Source organism: Methylobacterium sp. Leaf399 (assembly GCF_001424525.1).
In the GTDB taxonomy this organism is placed as follows: Bacteria; Pseudomonadota; Alphaproteobacteria; order Rhizobiales; family Beijerinckiaceae; genus Methylobacterium.
This window is the reverse complement of the sequence record NZ_LMQK01000032.1, coordinates 173547-190170: the sequence shown is the minus strand read 5'-3', so window position 1 is coordinate 190170 and position 16624 is coordinate 173547. Positions and strand designations below refer to the sequence as shown.

Below are 16624 nucleotides of genomic sequence, written 5' to 3'. Positions count from 1 at the left end.
ATGCCTGTGGGCGGCGGCCGAACACCCGTCGCGAACCTCTGCGGCGCAATGGGACGCGCCCACGAAAAAGGGCCCCGGATCGCTCCGGAGCCCCAAGGCAGTCGCGTCGGCTGAGATCAGCGGAAGAGGTTCAGCAGGCCGCCCGGCTCGGCGTAGATGCCGGGAGCCGCGGTGGAGGTCTGGAAGGTGATCGACCCGATGAAGGAGTCGCCGCACCACTTGGAACGGCCGCCGGTCACCAGTCCGCGGAAGTCGCCCGAGACCGTGCCGCACTGGACCTGGTTCAGGTTGGTGGTGTGGTAGCGGGCGTCGAGGACGATGTTCTTGTAGGTGTAGGAGATGCCGACGTTGCCGTAGGCGTAGCTCGGCAGGTCGATCACGTTGAAGCGACCGATGGCGGGGTTGAAGCCGCTGGCCGAGTTCTTGAGGGCGCCGAGGAAGTAATGGCCGCCTTCACCCGAGATCGAGAAGCCGCCGGCATAAGCCTCGGGCAGGAAGGAGAACAGGGTCGCGGGAAGCGTGTAGGCGAGCGTGCCCGAAGCGTAGGTGCCGTTGGTGTGGGTGCCGAGGTAGTTCGGCGCGAAGAACACGTTGGCGCCGACGGTGAGCGAGTCGGTCAGGGGGTAGGTGACCTTGCCGGCGTACTCGATGAAGTCGGTGTTTTTGGTGGTGAACGGCACGCCCGGGGCGGCGAACAGCTGCGTCTCGTTGGGGTAGAAGTAGTAGATCACGCCGAAGTCGAAGGCGAGCTTGTCGAAGGTCGGGCGGATACCGGCGACGAGATCGAACTCCATGTCCGGGCGCGTCGGCAGGCGGGTCTGGTAGGTGGCGAAGCCCGTGTAGGCGAAGCCGCCGAAATACTGTGCCTCGAAGAAGGTCTGGTAGCTGCCCTGGCGATTCGACTGGGAAATACCGCGGAAGTTATAGTCCGTCTGGTAGCGCGAACCGAACGAGAAGCCGATCAACGGATCCGGAGCCTTGGCTTCGATCGGCATGACCTTGGGGGCTGCGAGATCTGCTGCATGAGCCTGGCCCAGGCTCAGCAGGGCCGCGACGGAAGCAGCAACTCCGCGCATGGACATCTTCGACTTCATAGACCTCAGCCCCTTTTTCGACGTTGACTGACGGTGCCGGAAACGGGGGGAGACAGCAAAACTAACTTTCGGGCAAATGCCCAATTCTTGGGCAGATAACCCCTCTGCATGGGGGTTCCCGCCGCGATGTTGTTTTCGCGACACAATTTCGCCGTCGGATCGCCCTCGCCGGACGCGTCTGCTCGCCGGTTCGACCGGTGGCGACTTCGCCGCGCGGCAGCGGCGGGCAATGAAAAAGGGCTCCGGTTCGATGAACCGGAGCCCTTTGACGTCGGCTCGCCGCGATCGACGGTCTCGGCGGAGACCGCCGATCCCGTCGTCGGCCGGTCAGTAGTTGTAGGCGCGCTCGCCGTGGTCGGCGATGTCGAGGCCTTCGCGCTCCTCGTCCTGGGTGACGCGCAGGCCGATGGTCAGGTCGACGAGCTTGTACAGGATCGCCGAGCCGATGCCCGACCACAGGATGGTGAAGCCCACCGCCTTGGCCTGGGCCAGCATCTGCGTGGCCATGTCGTAGCTGCCCACCACGAGCTCACCGGGCTTGGTGGTGTAGTCCGGCAGGCCCGCGCCGCCGAAGTCCTGGCTGACGAGGATGCCGGTGGCCAGGGCACCGAGGATGCCGCCGACGCAATGGACGCCGAACACGTCCAGGGAGTCGTCGTAGCCGAGCGCGTTCTTCACCGTGGAGCACATGATGAAGCAGAGCGCGCCGGCCACGAGGCCCAGCACGATCGAGCCCATCGGGCCGGCGAAGCCCGCCGCCGGCGTCACCGCGACGAGACCGGCGATGGCGCCCGAGAGCATGCCGAGCAGCGACGGCTTGCCCTTGAGCAGCCACTCCACGAACAGCCAGGAGACGGCGGCCGCGGCGGTGGCGACGAAGGTGTTGATCATGGCCAGGCCCGTGGTGCCGTTCGCCTCGAGGTTGGAGCCGGCGTTGAAGCCGAACCAACCCACCCAGAGCAGCGAGGCGCCGATGGCGGTCATGGTCAGGGAGTGGGGAGCGAGCAGGTCGCGGCCGTAGCCGATCCGCTTGCCGAGCATGATGCAGCCCACCAGGCCCGCGACGCCGGCGTTGATGTGCACGACGGTGCCGCCGGCGAAGTCGAGAGCGCCCCACTTGAAGATCATGCCGGCGTCGGCGTTGACCGCGTCGAGCGCCGCCTGGGCCGTGGCCTTGGAGGCCTCGTCCGTGGCTGCGGCCACCGCCGCGGCGGCGTTGCCGACCAGGTCCGGACCACCCCAGTACCAGACCATGTGCGCCATCGGGAAGTAGATGAGCGTGGCCCACAGGACCATGAACACGACCAGCGCCGAGAACTTCATCCGCTCGGCGAAGGCGCCGACGATGAGGCCGGGGGTGATCATCGCGAACGTCATCTGGAAGCAGATGTAGACGTATTCCGGGATGACGACGCCGTTGGAGAAGGTGGCCACCGTGGTGGTCGGGTCGACGCCCTTGAGGAAGGCCTTCGAGAAGCCGCCGACGAAGTCGTTGAGGCTGCCGCCGTTGGTGAAGGCCATGCTGTAGCCGAAGCAGACCCACAGCAGGCAGACGAGGCAGGCGATGGCGAAGACCTGCGTCAGGACCGAGAGCATGTTCTTGGTGCGCACGAGGCCGCCGTAGAACAGGGCCAGGCCCGGCAGCGTCATCAGCAGCACGAGGGCGCTCGACATGAGCATCCAGGCGGTGTCGCCCTTGTTCGGGACCGGTGCCGGCGGTGTCGCGGCCGCGGCGGGCGTCGGCGTCTGTGCGAGGGATGGCTCGATGATGAGAAGGGCCAGTGCGGCGCCTCCCATCCCGAGCGCCAGGGCATTGCGAAGTTTCATGGAAACGAGACTCCCGATCGGGGTGCGATGCTGATGTGAAGGGGTGAAGGGTGGGGGCTGCCCGCGGCGGGCCGTCCTGCCCGTGAGGGGCGGCTGCGACGTCCTAGAGGGCGTCGGCGTCGGTCTCGCCGGTGCGGATGCGGACGGCCTTCTCGAGGGGCAGCACGAAGATCTTGCCGTCGCCGATCTGGCCGGTGCGGGCGGCGGCGGCGATGGCGTCGATCACGGTTCCGGTGACGTCCGCGGAGACGGCGACCTCGATCTTGAGCTTGGGCAGGAAGCTGACCGCGTATTCGGCGCCGCGGTAGATCTCGGTGTGGCCCTTCTGCCGGCCGTAACCCTTCACCTCGGTCACGGTGAGGCCGTGGACGCCGATGCCGGTCAAGGCGTCGCGCACCTCCTCCAGCTTGAACGGCTTGATGATGGCCATCACGATTTTCATGGGCGGCGCCCCCTTGTCCGATGTTGGCCCGGACCCCCGTCCCGCTCGAGGGCGGGACCGGACGCGATCCGGACGATGTCGCGGGGGCCGGCATGGCTCCGCTCGGGCCGCCGTCATTCAAGGACTATGCCAAGCGGAACCTTTTGTGTCCGGGCGTATCTGCCCGCCCGGCAGCCTGTTCTGGCGCCCAAAGCGGCTGGGCGATGCGCCCGTGGGCGGCGCGCCGGGGGCTTCAGATCATCGAAGTCGCATATTGGCGACAAAATAGGCAAACCGGGCTGTGCGACGGCTCAGCTTTCGCTGCGGCGAGGGCGAATCATCCCCTCCTGCGCCACCGATGCCACGAGCCGGCCGTCCTGCGTGTAGATCAGCCCCCGCGCGAAACCGCGCGCACCGCCCGCACTCGGGCTGTCCTGCGCATAGAGCAGCCACTCGTCGGCGCGGAACGGCTGGTGGAACCACAGGGCATGGTCGAGGGAGGCCGACTGGATGGCCCCGTCGAACACGGTCTGGCCGTGGGCGATCAGGGTGGCGTCTAGCAGCGTCATGTCGGAGGCGTAGGCCAGCACCGCCTGATGGATCGCCGGATCGTCGGGCAGGGGAGCCACGGCGCGCAGCCAGACGTGGAAGCGCGGCTCGCGCGGTTCGCGCCGAAGATAGCGCTCGATCTCCACCGGCCGCAGCTCGATCGGGCGCTCGCGCCCGAAATAGGCCAGGACGGGGCTCGGCATGCCCCCTCCCCCCTTGGCGGCGACCTCGCGGGAATCGGGCAGGCCCTCCGGGCCGGGCACGTCCGGCATCGGCAACTGGTGGACGACGCCGGTCTCCGGGTCGTGGTAGGACACCGACATCGCGAAGATCGCCCGGCCGTGCTGCTTTGCCACGACCCGCCGGGTGGTGAAGCTGCGCCCGTCGCGGATGCGCTCGACCTCGTAGAGGATCGGCTCCTTCGGGTCGCCGCCGAGCAGGAAGTAGGCGTGCAGCGAGTGGGGCGGACGCGTCGCAGGCACGGTCCGGGTCGCCGCCACGAGGGCCTGGGCCACCACTTGGCCCCCGAACACCCGGGGCCAGCCGACGGTCGGGCTGATCCCGCGATAGGCATCCTCGGCGATCGCGTCGAGATCGAGGACGTGGAGGAGTTCGGTGACGATGCCAGTCATGCGGCCGGGGTGCCCTTCATGCGGTCGCGATCCCGTGGGAAGGTGATCCGGACCGATGGCCGCGTTGCGGCCGTTGGACGGGGGACATAGCAGTCCCGGTGCCGCGATCCAGACGGTTCGCGACACCGATGCAGGATGGGACGCAGGAAGGAATGAGCGGAATGGACGGCGTGACGACGGACCCGGCCGAGAGACGCCTGCCGCGACGGACCATCCTCGTGGCCGGCGCGGGCATCCCCGGTCTCGTCCTGGCGCTGGCCCTCAAGCAGGCGCACGGCGAATCCCTCGACGTCCTCGTCTGCGATCCCGCCCTGCCGGCGGGAGCCCACCGCCATCGCGGGCGCGCCTACGCCGTCGCCAGCGCGGGAAGGCGCCTGCTGACGCGCCTCGGGCTCTGGTCCGGGATCGCGGGTGCGGCCGAGCCGATCCGCGACATGACGATCAGCGACAGCCGCCTGTCCGACCCCGTGCGTCCTGTGTTCCTCACCTTCGCGCAGGATGCGGATGCGGGCGAGACCGCACCCTTCGCGCACATGGTCGAGGCCGAGCCCCTGGTGGCGGCGCTGCTCTCGGCCTGCGCCGCCGCCGGTGTCCGCCTCGAGGCCTCCGGCGTGGTGGAGGCGGTCCCGGCCGGGGGCGCCCTGTCGGTGCGGCGCGACGACGGCAGCGTCGTCGCCGCGTGCCTGGTGGTGGCGGCCGACGGTGCCCGCTCGCGCCTGCGCGAGGCCGCCAAGATCGGCTGGGTCGGCTGGTCGTACCCGCAGGTGGGGATCGTCGCCACGGTGGCGCACGAGCGCCCGCACCACGGCCGGGCGATCGAGCATTTCCTGCCGAGCGGCCCCTTCGCGATCCTGCCCCTCGTGGACGGCGGATCCCTCGGGCACCGCTCCTCCATCGTCTGGACGGAGCGGAGCGCGGATGCCACCGCTCTCCTGGGCGGCACGGACGAGGACACCCTGGACGAGGTCGAGCGTCGTTTCGGCGCCGGTCTCGGACGGATCGCGCTGGAAGGAGCGCCGCGCCCCTACCCCCTCGCCTTCGGCATCGCGCGGGCGTTCCAGGCGGAGCGGCTGGCGCTCCTGGGCGACGCCGCCCACGTCATCCACCCGATCGCCGGCCAGGGCCTCAACCTCGGCCTCGCCGATGTCGCCGCCCTCGCCGAGGCGGTCACCGACGCCCTGCGGCTCGGCATGGACCCCGGCGGGCGCGACGTGCTGCTGGCCTACGAGCGCAGCCGCCGGTTCGACACGCTCGCCATGGCGACCGCCACCGACGGGCTCAACCGCCTGTTCTCCAACGACATCCTGCCGCTGCGTCTCCTGCGCGACCTCGGCCTCGGCCTCGTCGACAGGCTGCCCCGCCTCAAGCGCCGGTTCATCGGCCAGGCGTCGGGCGAAGCGTCCGGCGAGGGCAAGGCCCTGCCGCGGCTCCTGCGCGGCGAGCCGCTCTGAACCCCGCGTCCGGCCGGCGAGGCCGGATGCGGACCTTTGCCCGCTCCGGGCGGCCTCAGGCCTTGCGGGCCTTCTCCCGCTCGATGCCCTCGAGGATGAGGCGGTGGGCCTCCGCCTTGTCGCCCCAGCGCAGGATCTTGACCCACTTGCCGGGCTCCAGGTCCTTGTAGTGCTCGAAGAAGTGCTGGATCTGGTGGATCGTGATGTCGGGCAGGTCGGTGTAGTTCTCGATGCGGTCGTAGCGCATGGTGAGGTTGCGCGAGGGCACCGCGATGATCTTCTCGTCCTCGCCGGCATTGTCCTCCATCACGAGGACGCCCACCGGGCGCACGCTGATGATGGCGCCGGGCGCGATGGCGCGGGTGTTGGCCACGAGCACGTCGCAGGGGTCGCCGTCGCCCGACAGGGTGTGGGGGATGAAGCCGTAGTTCCCCGGGTAGTGCATGGCGGTGTAGAGGAAGCGGTCCACCACCAGGGCGCCGGCCTCCTTGTCCATCTCGTACTTGATGGGCTCGCCGCCGATCGGCACTTCGATGATCACGTTGACGTCGTGGGGCGGGTTCTTTCCGATCGAGACGGCGTCGATGATCATGGTTCGTTATCTCCCGGGCATCGAGGGCCTGTGGCCCCGTTGCCCGTGTCTTTAAGGCGCCCGCGCCGCGAAGCAAAATCGTCCGCGGCGGTTTCCCGTGACAATCCGGGCGTTTCGACCGGAGCGAAGGGTCAGGCGCCCGGCTTGCGCCAGCGCGCGGCCAGGCGCTCCCAGGTCCGCTCGATCCAGCGGGCGGAGCGTTCGAGGGGCACCTTGAGGCCCGGGACGTCCTGGCTGATGAGGGCGAGGCCCACGGGCAGCATCCACAGCCCGAGGACCGGCAGGATCGAGAACACCCCGCCGAGTATGAACAGCGCCGCCGCGACGATCCGCACCGGACGCCGGGACGGCTCGCGCAACCAGTCGAGGCCGGCGCGCAGGCGATCCGGCAGCTTCGCGCTCAACCGGTCGACGCGGGAATCCCAATCGGCGGCCGTGACGTCCATGGTCGTTCGCTCCTCGGGCGACCGCGACAGGATGGCGGCCCCTTACGGACGTGAACGAACGAACGCGCGTCGGCGTTCAACCGAACCGATAGCCGACCTTGGGCAGGAGCGCGCCGGCCAGCCGCTCCACCGACTGCCCGACCACGATCCCGCCCTGGCCGACATAGAACGCCAGGGCCCGCTCGTTATCCGCCAGCGACCACACGCCCACCCGGCCCATGCCGCGGTCGGCCAGGTCGTTGCGGATCGCCCGGAACAGGCGCCGGCCGAGGCCGAGGCCCTGGTAGGCGGGGGTGATGTAGATCTCGTCGACCTCGCCGGCCGTGCGCAGGATGCTGCCGCGGGTCCGGCCGTAGCTGGCGTATCCGACGATGGTGTCGGCCGCCTCCACCACCACGAGCGGGCGGCCGCGCCGGGCGGCGGCGCACCACCAGGCCGGGCCGCGCCGGGCGATCATCTGCTCCAGGCAGATGCCGGGGATGATGCCGCGGTAGGCCTCGCGCCAGGTCTCGTCGAACACGTCGGAGAGACGATCCGCGTCCTCGGTGCGGGCCCGGCGGATGCTGATCGTGCTCGTGCTCATGACGTGTCCCCGCGGCGGATGGGAAGAGCGAACCGGCATCGAAGACCACGATGTCGGCAAAGACAAGGCCGGTCGCGCAAGGCAAGCCCGATGCCGGACGCGCAGCACGCGCCCGGTCCGACGTGGCACCCGTCCCCGATGCCGGCCACGTTGCCGCCCCGTTGGCCGACTGGTAGAGCCGGATGGATCGTTCCTCGAAGACCCCGGCTGGCCCCTCCCCCTCGTGTTCAAGCGCTTCCTGAAGCCAGAGACCCGCTATGCCCGGCGCATGGCGCGCATCGCCCGGTTCGAGCAGCCGATCGCAGGCCCGGTCTCGCGGGCCAAGGCCTGGGCCAACATGCTGCTGGTGGATCACGGCATCTTCAGGCTGGCCTACCTCAACCGTCACAGGCTCGGGCAAGGCAAGATCTGGCGCTCGGCGCAGCCGACCCCGCACCAGCTCGCCTGGTTCCGCCGCCAGGGCGTGAAGACCGTGGTCTCCCTGCGCGGCGGCCGCGAGCACGGCTCGTGGCCGTTGCAGCGGGAAGCCTGCGAGCGCGAGGGGCTGGTGCTGGTGGAATTCGTGCTGCGCTCGCGCGAGGCGCCCTCCCGCGAGACGATCCTGGCCGCCAAGGCCTTCTTCGACGGTATCGCCTATCCGGCGGTCATGCACTGCAAGTCCGGCGCGGACCGGGCCGGCCTCGGCTCGGTGCTCTACCTCATCCTGCACGAGGGCCGGCCGGTGGCCGAGGCGATGGGGCAGCTGTCGGCCCGCTACGGCCACTTCCGCTTCGCCAAGACCGGCATCCTCGACGCATTCTTCGACCTCTACCGGCGCGAGGGCGAGGCGAAGGGCATGGATTTCCTGACCTGGGTCGAGACCACCTACGACCCCGAGCGGCTCACCCGCGAGTTCCGGGCCGGGTTCTGGTCGGACCTCCTGGTCGACCGGGTGCTCAAGCGCGAGTAATATAAAATTGAATTTACAAAGTTAGATAATAATATTTCATTTTATGATCCAGATCCCGATATTTTCATCCCATTTATATTCTTGTTGTTTTTCTACTTTAACAATTTTATTATAATGAGTATATTCATACCCAATAGTTAATGTAGTTTCAGGAGATTCTAATATTTGATCTGATGTAATATTATGTTTCTTAAATTCTTCGATATTATCGAAAATTCTTTGCCTTTCATCTTTTGCGGGGAGCAAAAAGTTTTTTCGGAAAAGGCCTGAATAGTCGTATTTTTGGTCTCCAACTTCAACTGTAATATGTACGGTTACGTTTCTCATGTCGTGGTTGGTCGTATTTCTATAATCGATCCATGATCTAGAAATTCCATTTTCTCTTACAGATTTTAATCTAAATAAAACTGACGGCTGCATTGCTCCTTGAAATGTTTTCCAAGCTAAATGATTATTTATTAGAGAGTACATCGTTGAAATTATTGCGCCAACACTCGTAATAATTAACAAATTTATTTTGATAATATCATCAATATGAGAATTTTTATTTGATATAGTATATATAAAACATACAAAAATGGCGCATATAAATATTAATAAGGATATAACGTGAAATATCTTTGGCCCGAATCGCATCTTCGCAGTATTCCGCTTATTCGAGAATATCTACCCGCGACGCCTCGCGGAACGGATGCGCCGGATACGTCCCGATGATGCGCAGCTCCCGCGAGAAGTAGCCGAGCTCCTCCAGCGCCCTGGCGAGTCCGGCGTCGTCTGGCCGGCCGTCGACCTCGGCATAGAATTGCGTCGCCGAGAACTGGCCCTCGATCATGTAGCTCTCGAGCTTCGACATGTTGACGCCGTTGGTGGCAAAGCCCCCCAGCGCCTTGTAGAGCGCGGCCGGCAGGTTGCGCACCCGGAACACGAAGCTCGTCACCGCGGCGACATCCGCCGCCGGCGCTTCCGGCTCGGGCGAGAACACCACGAAGCGGGTGGTGTTGTGGCTCTCGTCCTCGACGTCGCGCGCCAGGATGTCGAGGCCGTAGACCTCCGCCGCCAGGGCCGGCGCCAGGGCGGCGCGGCTCGGGTCGCGCGCCTCCATCACCTCGCGGGCGGCACCCGCTGTGTCGCCTGCCACCACCGCCTTGAGCCCGAGCCGGCGGATCAGGCGCCGGCACTGGCCCAGCGCGTGGACGTGGCTGTGGACGCTGGTGAGCGCCGACACCGGCGTGCCGGGCAGCGCCATCAGCTGGAAGTGGATCGGCAGAAAGTGCTCGGCCACGATGTGGAGCGGCGAGGTCGGGATCAGGTGGTGGATGTCGGCGACCCGCCCCGCGATTGAGTTCTCGATCGGGATCATCGCGCGGGCGGCCCGCCCCTCGATCACCGCCGCGAAGGCGTCCTCGAAGCTCGGGCACGGCAGCGGCGTCCAGTCCGGATAGGCCTGCGAGCAGATGATGTGCGAGTTGGCGCCGGGCTCGCCCTGGTAGGAGATCGTCGTCTGGGTCATGCGGCTCAGTTCAGGCGGCGGGCGGTGAGGAGCGCGCGGGCGCGCTCCAGGTCGGCGGGGGTGTCGACGCCCAGGGGCAGGTCCTCGACGACGACGGCGTCGATGCGCATGCCCGCCTCGAGGGCGCGCAGCTGCTCGAGTTTCTCGCGCTGCTCCAGTTCGCCCGGCGGCAGCGCCATGAAGCGTCGCAGCGCCTTCCGGCGGTAGGCGTAGAGGCCGATGTGGTGGAACAGCGGCCCGTCGCCCCAGGGCGCCTGGGCCCTGGTGAAGTAGAGCGCGCGCAGGCGGTTGGGCCCGACGCTGTGGCCGATGAGCTTGACCACGTTGGGGTCGCGCGCCTCCTCGTCGCGGGTGATGACCGCGCAGAGGGTGGCGATGTCGACCGTGCGGTCGGCCAACGGCGTGATCGCCGCGCCGATGACCGCCGGGTCGATGGTCGGCAGGTCGCCCTGCACGTTGACGACCACGTCGTGGTTGCCCTCGGGGTCGATGATCTCCAGGGCCTCCGCCAGCCTGTCGGAGCCGGAGGGGTGGTCCGCCGCGGTGAGCACCGCGAGCCCGCCGGCCGCCTCGATCACCGCGACGATCTCCTCGGCGTCGGTGGCCACCACCACCGGACCGATCCCCGCCTCCACCGCCCGGCGCCAGACGTGGAGGATCATCGGCTCGCCGGCGATGTCGGCGAGCGGCTTGTTCGGCAGACGGGTGGCCGCCAGACGGGCGGGGATCAGGACGAGGGGATCCGACATCGATGCCCAAAAAACCCTGCGTGGCGCGGCGGCCCGCCGCGGATCGGCGACCTTCGCGGCCGACCGGTCGAAGGCGAAGCGGCGGCCCGCGCCGCGTGCTTACCAGGGGGGTCGGCACTTGTCATGGTCGGGACTCTTGTCATAGTCGGGACTCTTCCAAGCCGGGACCGCAGCGGTTTCCGGCGCTTCCTCCGTCCCGTCCCGGCAAAGCGGCGACTGCGACGCCGAGGAATTTCGATCCGGCATTGTCAAGATCGACCCCGAGCGGCTAAGCACCCTCAACCCTTTTTAAAAGTCCGGCGTGCAACGACCGCCGGACGTGCCCGCGCGCCATCGCGGCTGGTCGCACCGGAGTTGTCGAGAATGGACTCGTTCGAGCTGAACAAGGTTGCTGGCGCGGTGCTCGGCACCCTCCTGTTCGCCATGGGTTCGGGGTTCGTGGCCGAGCTGATCTACAGTTCCAAGCCCGCCGGCGGTGCGGGCTACGCCCTGCCCGAGCCCGTCGCCGCCACCGGCGCCCCTGCGGCGGCGGCCAAGGTGGAGCCGATCGCGGTTCGCCTGGCCAGCGCCAGCGCCGAGAAGGGCCAGGCCGGCAGCAAGGCCTGCCAGGCCTGCCACAGCTTCGACAAGGCCAGCGCCAACAAGGTCGGCCCCGGCCTCTGGGAGGTGGTCGATCGCAAGCTCGGTTCGCACGCCGGCTTCGAGTACTCGGCCGGCCTGAAGGAGAAGGGCGGCGTCTGGGACTACGCGCAGCTCGACGGCTTCCTCGAGAACCCGAAGGGGTACATCAAGGGGACCAAGATGGCCTACGCCGGCATCTCCTCGCCGCAGGAGCGGGCCAACGTCATCGCTTACCTGCGTACCCTCGCCGAGAGCCCCAAGCCGCTTCCGGCCGCCGAAGCCAAGCCCTGATCGCAAGCCCCGATCGCGCGACGGTCGGGCGGACCGGGCCGGGCCCGGCCGCCGCCGGCCGGATTTTCATAACCTCCGCAAGCGCGCGGCGCGGGACCGATGGACCCCGACGGGGCGCGACCGGGTAGCGCGTTGACCGTCCGGTGATCCGGCCTAGCTTGCATCCGGGCAGCGGTGGGTCATGCTGCCCGCGGGAGCGTCAAGAACATGGGTGTCGAGTCTTCGGTTGCCGTCATCGGCTCGGGGTTGGGCGGGTTGGCAGCGGCCTGCGTGAGTGCGGCGCGCGGCCATAAGGTCACGCTCTACGACAAGAACGATTGGCTCGGCGGCAAGGCGGCGGTGCTGCACGAGGGCGGCTTCCGCTTCGACATGGGGCCGACCATCCTCACCGTGCCGAAGGTGCTGGAGCGCATCTTCCAGGAGGCCGGGCGCGACATCACCGACTACCTCGACCTGCGCCGGCTCGACCCGCAGTGGCGCTGCTTCTTCGACGACAACACCCAGATCGACCTGATGGCCGACGTGCCGACCATGGCGGCGTCCATGGACCGCTTCGCGCCGGGCACCGGCTCCGGCGAGGGCTACAAGAAGTTTCTCGAAATCTCCGAGCATCTCCACGGCGTCTCCGAGAAGTTCTTCTTCTGGAAGCCGGTGGAAGACCTGTTCGACACCATCAACATTCGCGCCAACATGAATCCCGGCACCCTGCGGGACGTCCTATCCCTGCGCATGGGTTCGTCGGTGGCCGGCACCATCCGGTCCAAGGTCAAGGACGAGCGCCTGGCGCAGATGCTCGACCACTTCGTGCAATACGTCGGCTCCTCGCCCTACGGTGCCCCGGCCGTCCTCTGCGCCATCGCCCACATGCAGACCGCCGAGGGCGTCTGGTATCCGATGGGCGGCACCCGCGCGGTGGCCGAGGCCCTGGCCAAGCTCGCCGGCGAACTCGGCGCGACCCTGCGCCCCGGCGACGAGGTGACCGGCCTCGCCATCGAGAACGGCGCGGTCAAGGGCGTGAAGACCGCCACCGGCGTCACGCCGTTCGACGCCGTGATCTCCAACATGGATTCGGTCCGCACCTACCGCGAGCTGGTGGGTGGCGACGTCGGCCGATCCTACGAGAAGAAGAGTTTCGAGCCGGCCTGTTCGGGCGTGGTGCTCTACCTCGGGCTGAACAAGCGCTACGAGCACCTGAACCACCACGACTTCGTCTTCTCCCGCGATCCGGAGGAGGAGTTCGACTACATCTACCACAAGGGCGAGCCGGCCCCGGACCCCACCGCCTATCTCGCGGCCCCCTCCTCCACCGACCCGAGCGTGGCGCCCGAGGGCGGCGAGGCGCTCTACGTCCTCGTCCACACGCCCTACCTGCGGCCCCACCACGACTGGAACGCGATGTTCCCGGCCTACCGGCAGGTGATCCTCGACAAGCTCAAGCGTACCGCCGGCATGCCGGACCTGGAGGAGCGCATCGTGGTGGAGCGGCACCTGACGCCCCAGGACATCCACGAGCGCTACAAGGTCCTGAACGGCGCGATCTACGGTCTCGCCTCCCACGGCAAGTTCATGGGCGCGTTCAAGCCGGGCAACCGCTCGCGCCAGGTGCGCGGCCTCTATCTCGCCGGCGGCGCCGCCCATCCCGGCCCCGGCATGCCCATGGTGATGATGTCGGGCTGGATCGCGGCCGATGCCCTCGATACCGACATCCAGGGTGGCGCCAGGGCCGGCAAGAGCGCGGCGTGATGCGCATGTCCCGGGTTCGAGCGTGAGCCGGCGACCGGCGGCGGACGATCCGGGCGCCGCGCGTTCGGCCCTCGCCTGGGCGTTCATGGTCGCCTATTTCACCCGGTTCACCCGCCGCCACCTCAACGCGGTACGGCTGGCGGACTGGGGGCGCCCGGCGATCGCCGATCACCCCGGGCCGGTGGTGGTCTACTGCAACCACCCGGCCTGGTGGGATGCGGCCGTCGTCGTCCTCCTCGCCGACCGCTTGTTCCCCGCCCGTGTCAGCTTCGCGCCGTTCGACGCCAAGATGCTCGAGCGCTACGGCATCTTCTCCCGCATCGGCGCCTTCGCGGTGGACATCGACTCGCCGCGCGGGGCGGCCCAGTTCCTGCGCGCCGCCCGCCTGCTCCTGGCGCGGCGCGACGCCATGATGTGGATCACCGCACAGGGGCGCTTTTCCGACGTCCGGGTGCGGCCCCTCGGCCTCAAGGCCGGCGTCGCCCATGTCGCCGAGATCGCCCCGGACGCCGTCCTGGTGCCGCTCGCCCTCGAATACGCGTTCTGGGAGGAGCGGGGGGGCGAGGCCTTCGCCGCCTTCGGTGCGCCGATCCTCGCCCGCGACCTCCTCGCCCTGCCCCGGGGTCAGCGCCTGTCACGCCTGGAGGCCGACCTGATCGCGACCCTCGACCGGCTGAGCGGTGACGTGATCGCCCGCGATCCCGCCCGCTTCGACGATCTCGTGGCGGGGACGAAGGGCGTCGGGGGCGTCTACGACGGCTGGCGTCGCCTGCGCGGCCTCGTCACGGGACGCCGCTTCGACCCCGCCCACCGCGCTGCCGCGCTCGGGAAACCCGCCCCGTGATGCTCGCCCTCTCGCTGGCCGCCTTCGCCCTCGCGTTGCTTCCCGCCGTCCTCGCCGCCATCAATCTCACCCTGCTGCGGACGCCCGAGCCCGATGCGGCCAGCGGCGACCTCGTCTCGATCCTGATCCCGGCGCGCGACGAGGCGGCGACCATCGCAGGCACTGTCACCGCCGCCCTGGCCAGCACCGGCATCGCCGTCGAGGTTCTCGTCGGCGACGATCACTCCACCGACTCCACCGCCGCGATCGTGCGGGACATGGCGAACGCCGACCCGCGCCTGCGCCTCGTCGCGATCCCGGCCCTTCCCGAGGGCTGGACGGGAAAGAACCACGCCTGCGCCAAGCTCGCCGCCGAGGCCCGCGGCGACCGCCTGCTGTTCATCGATGCCGACGTGGCCCTGGCGCCGCGGGCCGCCGCCGGTCTGGCCGCACACGCCGCCCGCAGCGGCGCCGCCCTCGTCAGCGCCGTGCCGCGCCAGCGTATGGAGACGCTCGGCGAACGGCTCACCGTGCCGATGATCAACTTCCTGCTCGTCGGTTACCTGCCGATCGCGATGATGCGCGCCTCGCTGCGTCCGTCCCTCGGCGCGGCCTGCGGGCAGCTCGTCCTCGTCGACCGGTCCGTCCATGCCGCCACCGGCGGCCACGGCGCCATCCGGGCGCGGCTGCACGACGGCGTCTTCCTGCCGCGCCTCCTGCGCGAGGCCGGACACCGGACCGACCTCGTCGCCGGCCATGCGCTGGCGACCTGCCGGATGTATCGCAGCTTCAGGGAATCCTGGGCCGGGTTCTCGAAGAACGCCCACGAGGGGCTGGCCACCCCCCGGGCCCTGCCGGTCTGGACGCTGCTGCTCGCCGGGGGGCACATCCTCCCGTGGCTGCTGCTGGCCGCCGCCGCGGTGGGCGCCTCATCCGGTGCCGCCACCTTCGTGGCCTTCGCCGCCCTGCTGGTGTCCCTGGGCACCCGCATGGCGATCACGCTGGTCACCCGCGAGCCGGCGGCGACCATCCTGCTCCATCCGCTCGGCGTCACCGTGGCGCTGGCGATCCAATGGAACGTGCTCCTGCGCAAGAAGCGGGCGGGCGCCGCCCTGTGGAAGGGCCGGAGCTACCCCGTCGGCGGAGCCTGAGGCTCGTCGCCCGTCTCGGCCACGATCCAGGCCATCGTGTCCGGGTCGGCCTCCAGCACGGGCAGATGCAGGACGATCGGCGTCTCGTAGGGATGGCGCGCCTTGAGCGCCGCGGCCAGGGCGGGCCCCAGGCTCTCGCGGGTCTTGAGGATCGTCACGACCTCGTTCCCGCGCTCCACCGTGCCCTTCCACGCATAGACCGAGGTCATGCCGGGCAGCACGTTGACGCAGGCGGCGAGCCTGGCCCGGACCAGTTCCTCGCCGATGGCCAGCGCCGTGCCGGCGTCGGGGAAGGTGGTGTAGACGAGGAGCGGACGCTCCATGCTAAGAGCCTTTCGTCGGACCCGCCGATACGGCGGCCCCCGATGGAGAGGTGCGGGAAGCCCCCGCGTCAAGAAGGCGGACGCATGCTGAACCCGCGGCGCTTCCACCGGCTCGCCTTCATCGCGAGCCCGACGCCGGATGCGCGCCAGGCCGCCGCGACGCTGATGCGCCGCTACGACCACGTGGCGCCCGAGGAGGCCGATGTGGTGGTGGCCCTGGGCGGCGACGGCCTGATGCTGCAGGCGCTGCACCGCTTCATGGCCGCCGGCACCCCGATCTACGGCATGAACCGCGGCACCGTCGGCTTCCTGATGAACGAATTCCGGGAGGACGGGCTGATCGAGCGGCTGGAGGCGGCGCAGGTCAGCATCATCCATCCCCTGCTGATGGAGGCGGTGGACACCGAGGGGCGGTCGCACCGGGCGCGCGCGCTCAACGAGGTCTACATGCTGCGCCAGACCCACCAGACCGCCAAGCTGACGATCGCGGTGGACGGTCATGTCCGCCTGCCCGAACTCATCGCCGACGGCGTGCTCGTGGCGACCCCGGCCGGATCGACCGCCTACAACCTCTCCGTGGGCGGGCCGATCCTGCCGCTCAACGCCCAGCTCCTGGCCCTGACCCCGATCTCGGCGTTCCGGCCCCGGCGCTGGCGCGGGGCGCTGCTGCCTGATTACGCCCGTATCCGCATCGAGGTGATCGACGCCGAGCATCGGCCGGTCTCGGCGGTGGCCGACCACACCGAGTTCCGCCGCGTCGCCACGGTGGAGACCTGGCTCGACCAGGAGACCGACCTCGTCCTCCTGCACGACCCCGACCACAGCCTCGACGAGCGTATCCTGCGCGAGCAGTTCGGGTGAACCGGCTC

At 68.7% G+C, this 16624-nt stretch carries 18 protein-coding genes; 7 read left to right on the top strand and 11 right to left on the bottom strand.

The window, feature by feature from the left end; translation table 11 throughout:
• Nucleotides 1–116: 116 nt before the first annotated feature.
• The 4 genes from ASG40_RS17220 to tesB all read right to left on the bottom strand — a co-directional run bounded on the left by ASG40_RS17220 (nt 117) and on the right by tesB (nt 4523).
• On the bottom strand, nt 117–1076 hold the full coding sequence (locus tag ASG40_RS17220) for a TorF family putative porin (protein ID WP_244472456.1): 960 nt from the start codon (nt 1074–1076) through the stop codon (nt 117–119).
• Between the two features lie 345 nt (nt 1077–1421).
• Nucleotides 1422–2921, bottom strand: coding sequence for an ammonium transporter (locus tag ASG40_RS17215; RefSeq protein WP_055888469.1), 1500 nt, complete (start codon nt 2919–2921; stop codon nt 1422–1424).
• 103 nt (nt 2922–3024) lie between these two features.
• Nucleotides 3025–3363: a P-II family nitrogen regulator gene (locus ASG40_RS17210; protein ID WP_055888467.1), complete on the bottom strand. Its 339-nt coding sequence runs from the start codon at nt 3361–3363 to the stop codon at nt 3025–3027.
• Between the two features lie 290 nt (nt 3364–3653).
• Nucleotides 3654–4523 (bottom strand): acyl-CoA thioesterase II, encoded by an 870-nt coding sequence (gene tesB, locus ASG40_RS17205; protein WP_055888465.1) that lies wholly within the window; start codon nt 4521–4523, stop codon nt 3654–3656.
• Between the two features lie 161 nt (nt 4524–4684).
• Here tesB and ASG40_RS17200 point away from each other — a divergent pair, with 161 nt between their 5' ends.
• Entirely contained in the window at nt 4685–5974 is a 1290-nt protein-coding gene (locus ASG40_RS17200; RefSeq protein ID WP_055888462.1) for an FAD-dependent monooxygenase, read from the top strand.
• A 55-nt stretch (nt 5975–6029) separates the two neighbouring features.
• On the opposite strand, the gene ppa is transcribed toward ASG40_RS17200, so the two are convergent.
• From ppa to ASG40_RS17185, 3 genes are all read right to left on the bottom strand, one after another.
• Nucleotides 6030–6566: an inorganic diphosphatase gene (ppa, locus tag ASG40_RS17195; RefSeq protein ID WP_055888460.1), complete on the bottom strand. Its 537-nt coding sequence runs from the start codon at nt 6564–6566 to the stop codon at nt 6030–6032.
• 131 nt (nt 6567–6697) lie between these two features.
• Nucleotides 6698–7012 carry a hypothetical protein gene (locus ASG40_RS17190; RefSeq protein ID WP_055888458.1) on the bottom strand — a complete coding sequence of 105 codons (315 nt, stop codon included), beginning with the start codon at nt 7010–7012 and terminating at the stop codon, nt 6698–6700.
• Between the two features lie 76 nt (nt 7013–7088).
• Nucleotides 7089–7595: a GNAT family N-acetyltransferase gene (locus ASG40_RS17185; RefSeq protein ID WP_055888456.1), complete on the bottom strand. Its 507-nt coding sequence runs from the start codon at nt 7593–7595 to the stop codon at nt 7089–7091.
• Between the two features lie 223 nt (nt 7596–7818).
• Between ASG40_RS17185 and ASG40_RS17180 the strand changes: the two genes are divergently transcribed.
• Nucleotides 7819–8544 carry a fused DSP-PTPase phosphatase/NAD kinase-like protein gene (locus ASG40_RS17180; RefSeq protein ID WP_055888454.1) on the top strand — a complete coding sequence of 242 codons (726 nt, stop codon included), beginning with the start codon at nt 7819–7821 and terminating at the stop codon, nt 8542–8544.
• 36 nt (nt 8545–8580) lie between these two features.
• Here ASG40_RS17180 and ASG40_RS21930 read toward each other — a convergent pair whose 3' ends face one another.
• The 3 genes from ASG40_RS21930 to ASG40_RS17170 all read right to left on the bottom strand — a co-directional run bounded on the left by ASG40_RS21930 (nt 8581) and on the right by ASG40_RS17170 (nt 10803).
• Nucleotides 8581–8871, bottom strand: a complete 291-nt coding sequence (locus tag ASG40_RS21930) for a hypothetical protein (protein ID WP_210168797.1) — start codon at nt 8869–8871, stop codon at nt 8581–8583.
• A gap of 325 nt (nt 8872–9196) precedes the next feature.
• The gene (locus tag ASG40_RS17175) at nt 9197–10054 is read right to left on the bottom strand and encodes a prephenate dehydratase (protein ID WP_055888452.1); all 858 of its coding nucleotides are present in this window, start codon (nt 10052–10054) and stop codon (nt 9197–9199) included.
• A gap of 5 nt (nt 10055–10059) precedes the next feature.
• Nucleotides 10060–10803 carry a 3-deoxy-manno-octulosonate cytidylyltransferase gene (locus ASG40_RS17170; RefSeq protein WP_055888450.1) on the bottom strand — a complete coding sequence of 248 codons (744 nt, stop codon included), beginning with the start codon at nt 10801–10803 and terminating at the stop codon, nt 10060–10062.
• Nucleotides 10804–11166: 363 nt separating this feature from the next.
• Here ASG40_RS17170 and ASG40_RS17165 point away from each other — a divergent pair, with 363 nt between their 5' ends.
• The 4 genes from ASG40_RS17165 to ASG40_RS17150 all read left to right on the top strand — a co-directional run bounded on the left by ASG40_RS17165 (nt 11167) and on the right by ASG40_RS17150 (nt 15432).
• Entirely contained in the window at nt 11167–11715 is a 549-nt protein-coding gene (locus ASG40_RS17165) for a c-type cytochrome (RefSeq protein ID WP_055888448.1), read from the top strand.
• 207 nt (nt 11716–11922) lie between these two features.
• Nucleotides 11923–13458, top strand: a complete 1536-nt coding sequence (locus ASG40_RS17160) for a phytoene desaturase family protein (protein ID WP_055888446.1) — start codon at nt 11923–11925, stop codon at nt 13456–13458.
• Nucleotides 13459–13543: 85 nt separating this feature from the next.
• Nucleotides 13544–14302 (top strand): lysophospholipid acyltransferase family protein, encoded by a 759-nt coding sequence (locus ASG40_RS17155; protein WP_082524129.1) that lies wholly within the window; start codon nt 13544–13546, stop codon nt 14300–14302.
• Complete coding sequence (locus ASG40_RS17150; protein ID WP_055888437.1) at nt 14302–15432, top strand: glycosyltransferase; 1131 nt, start codon at nt 14302–14304, stop codon at nt 15430–15432. Before ASG40_RS17155 ends, ASG40_RS17150 begins: the two co-directional genes overlap by 1 nt.
• Here ASG40_RS17150 and cutA read toward each other — a convergent pair.
• Nucleotides 15411–15755 (bottom strand): divalent-cation tolerance protein CutA, encoded by a 345-nt coding sequence (gene cutA, locus ASG40_RS17145; RefSeq protein WP_055888434.1) that lies wholly within the window; start codon nt 15753–15755, stop codon nt 15411–15413. The two genes, ASG40_RS17150 and cutA, sit on opposite strands and share 22 nt — an antisense overlap.
• An 84-nt stretch (nt 15756–15839) precedes the next feature.
• Here cutA and ASG40_RS17140 point away from each other — a divergent pair, with 84 nt between their 5' ends.
• Nucleotides 15840–16616 (top strand): NAD kinase, encoded by a 777-nt coding sequence (locus ASG40_RS17140; protein WP_055888432.1) that lies wholly within the window; start codon nt 15840–15842, stop codon nt 16614–16616.
• The last annotated feature ends 8 nt before the right edge of the window (nt 16617–16624 follow it).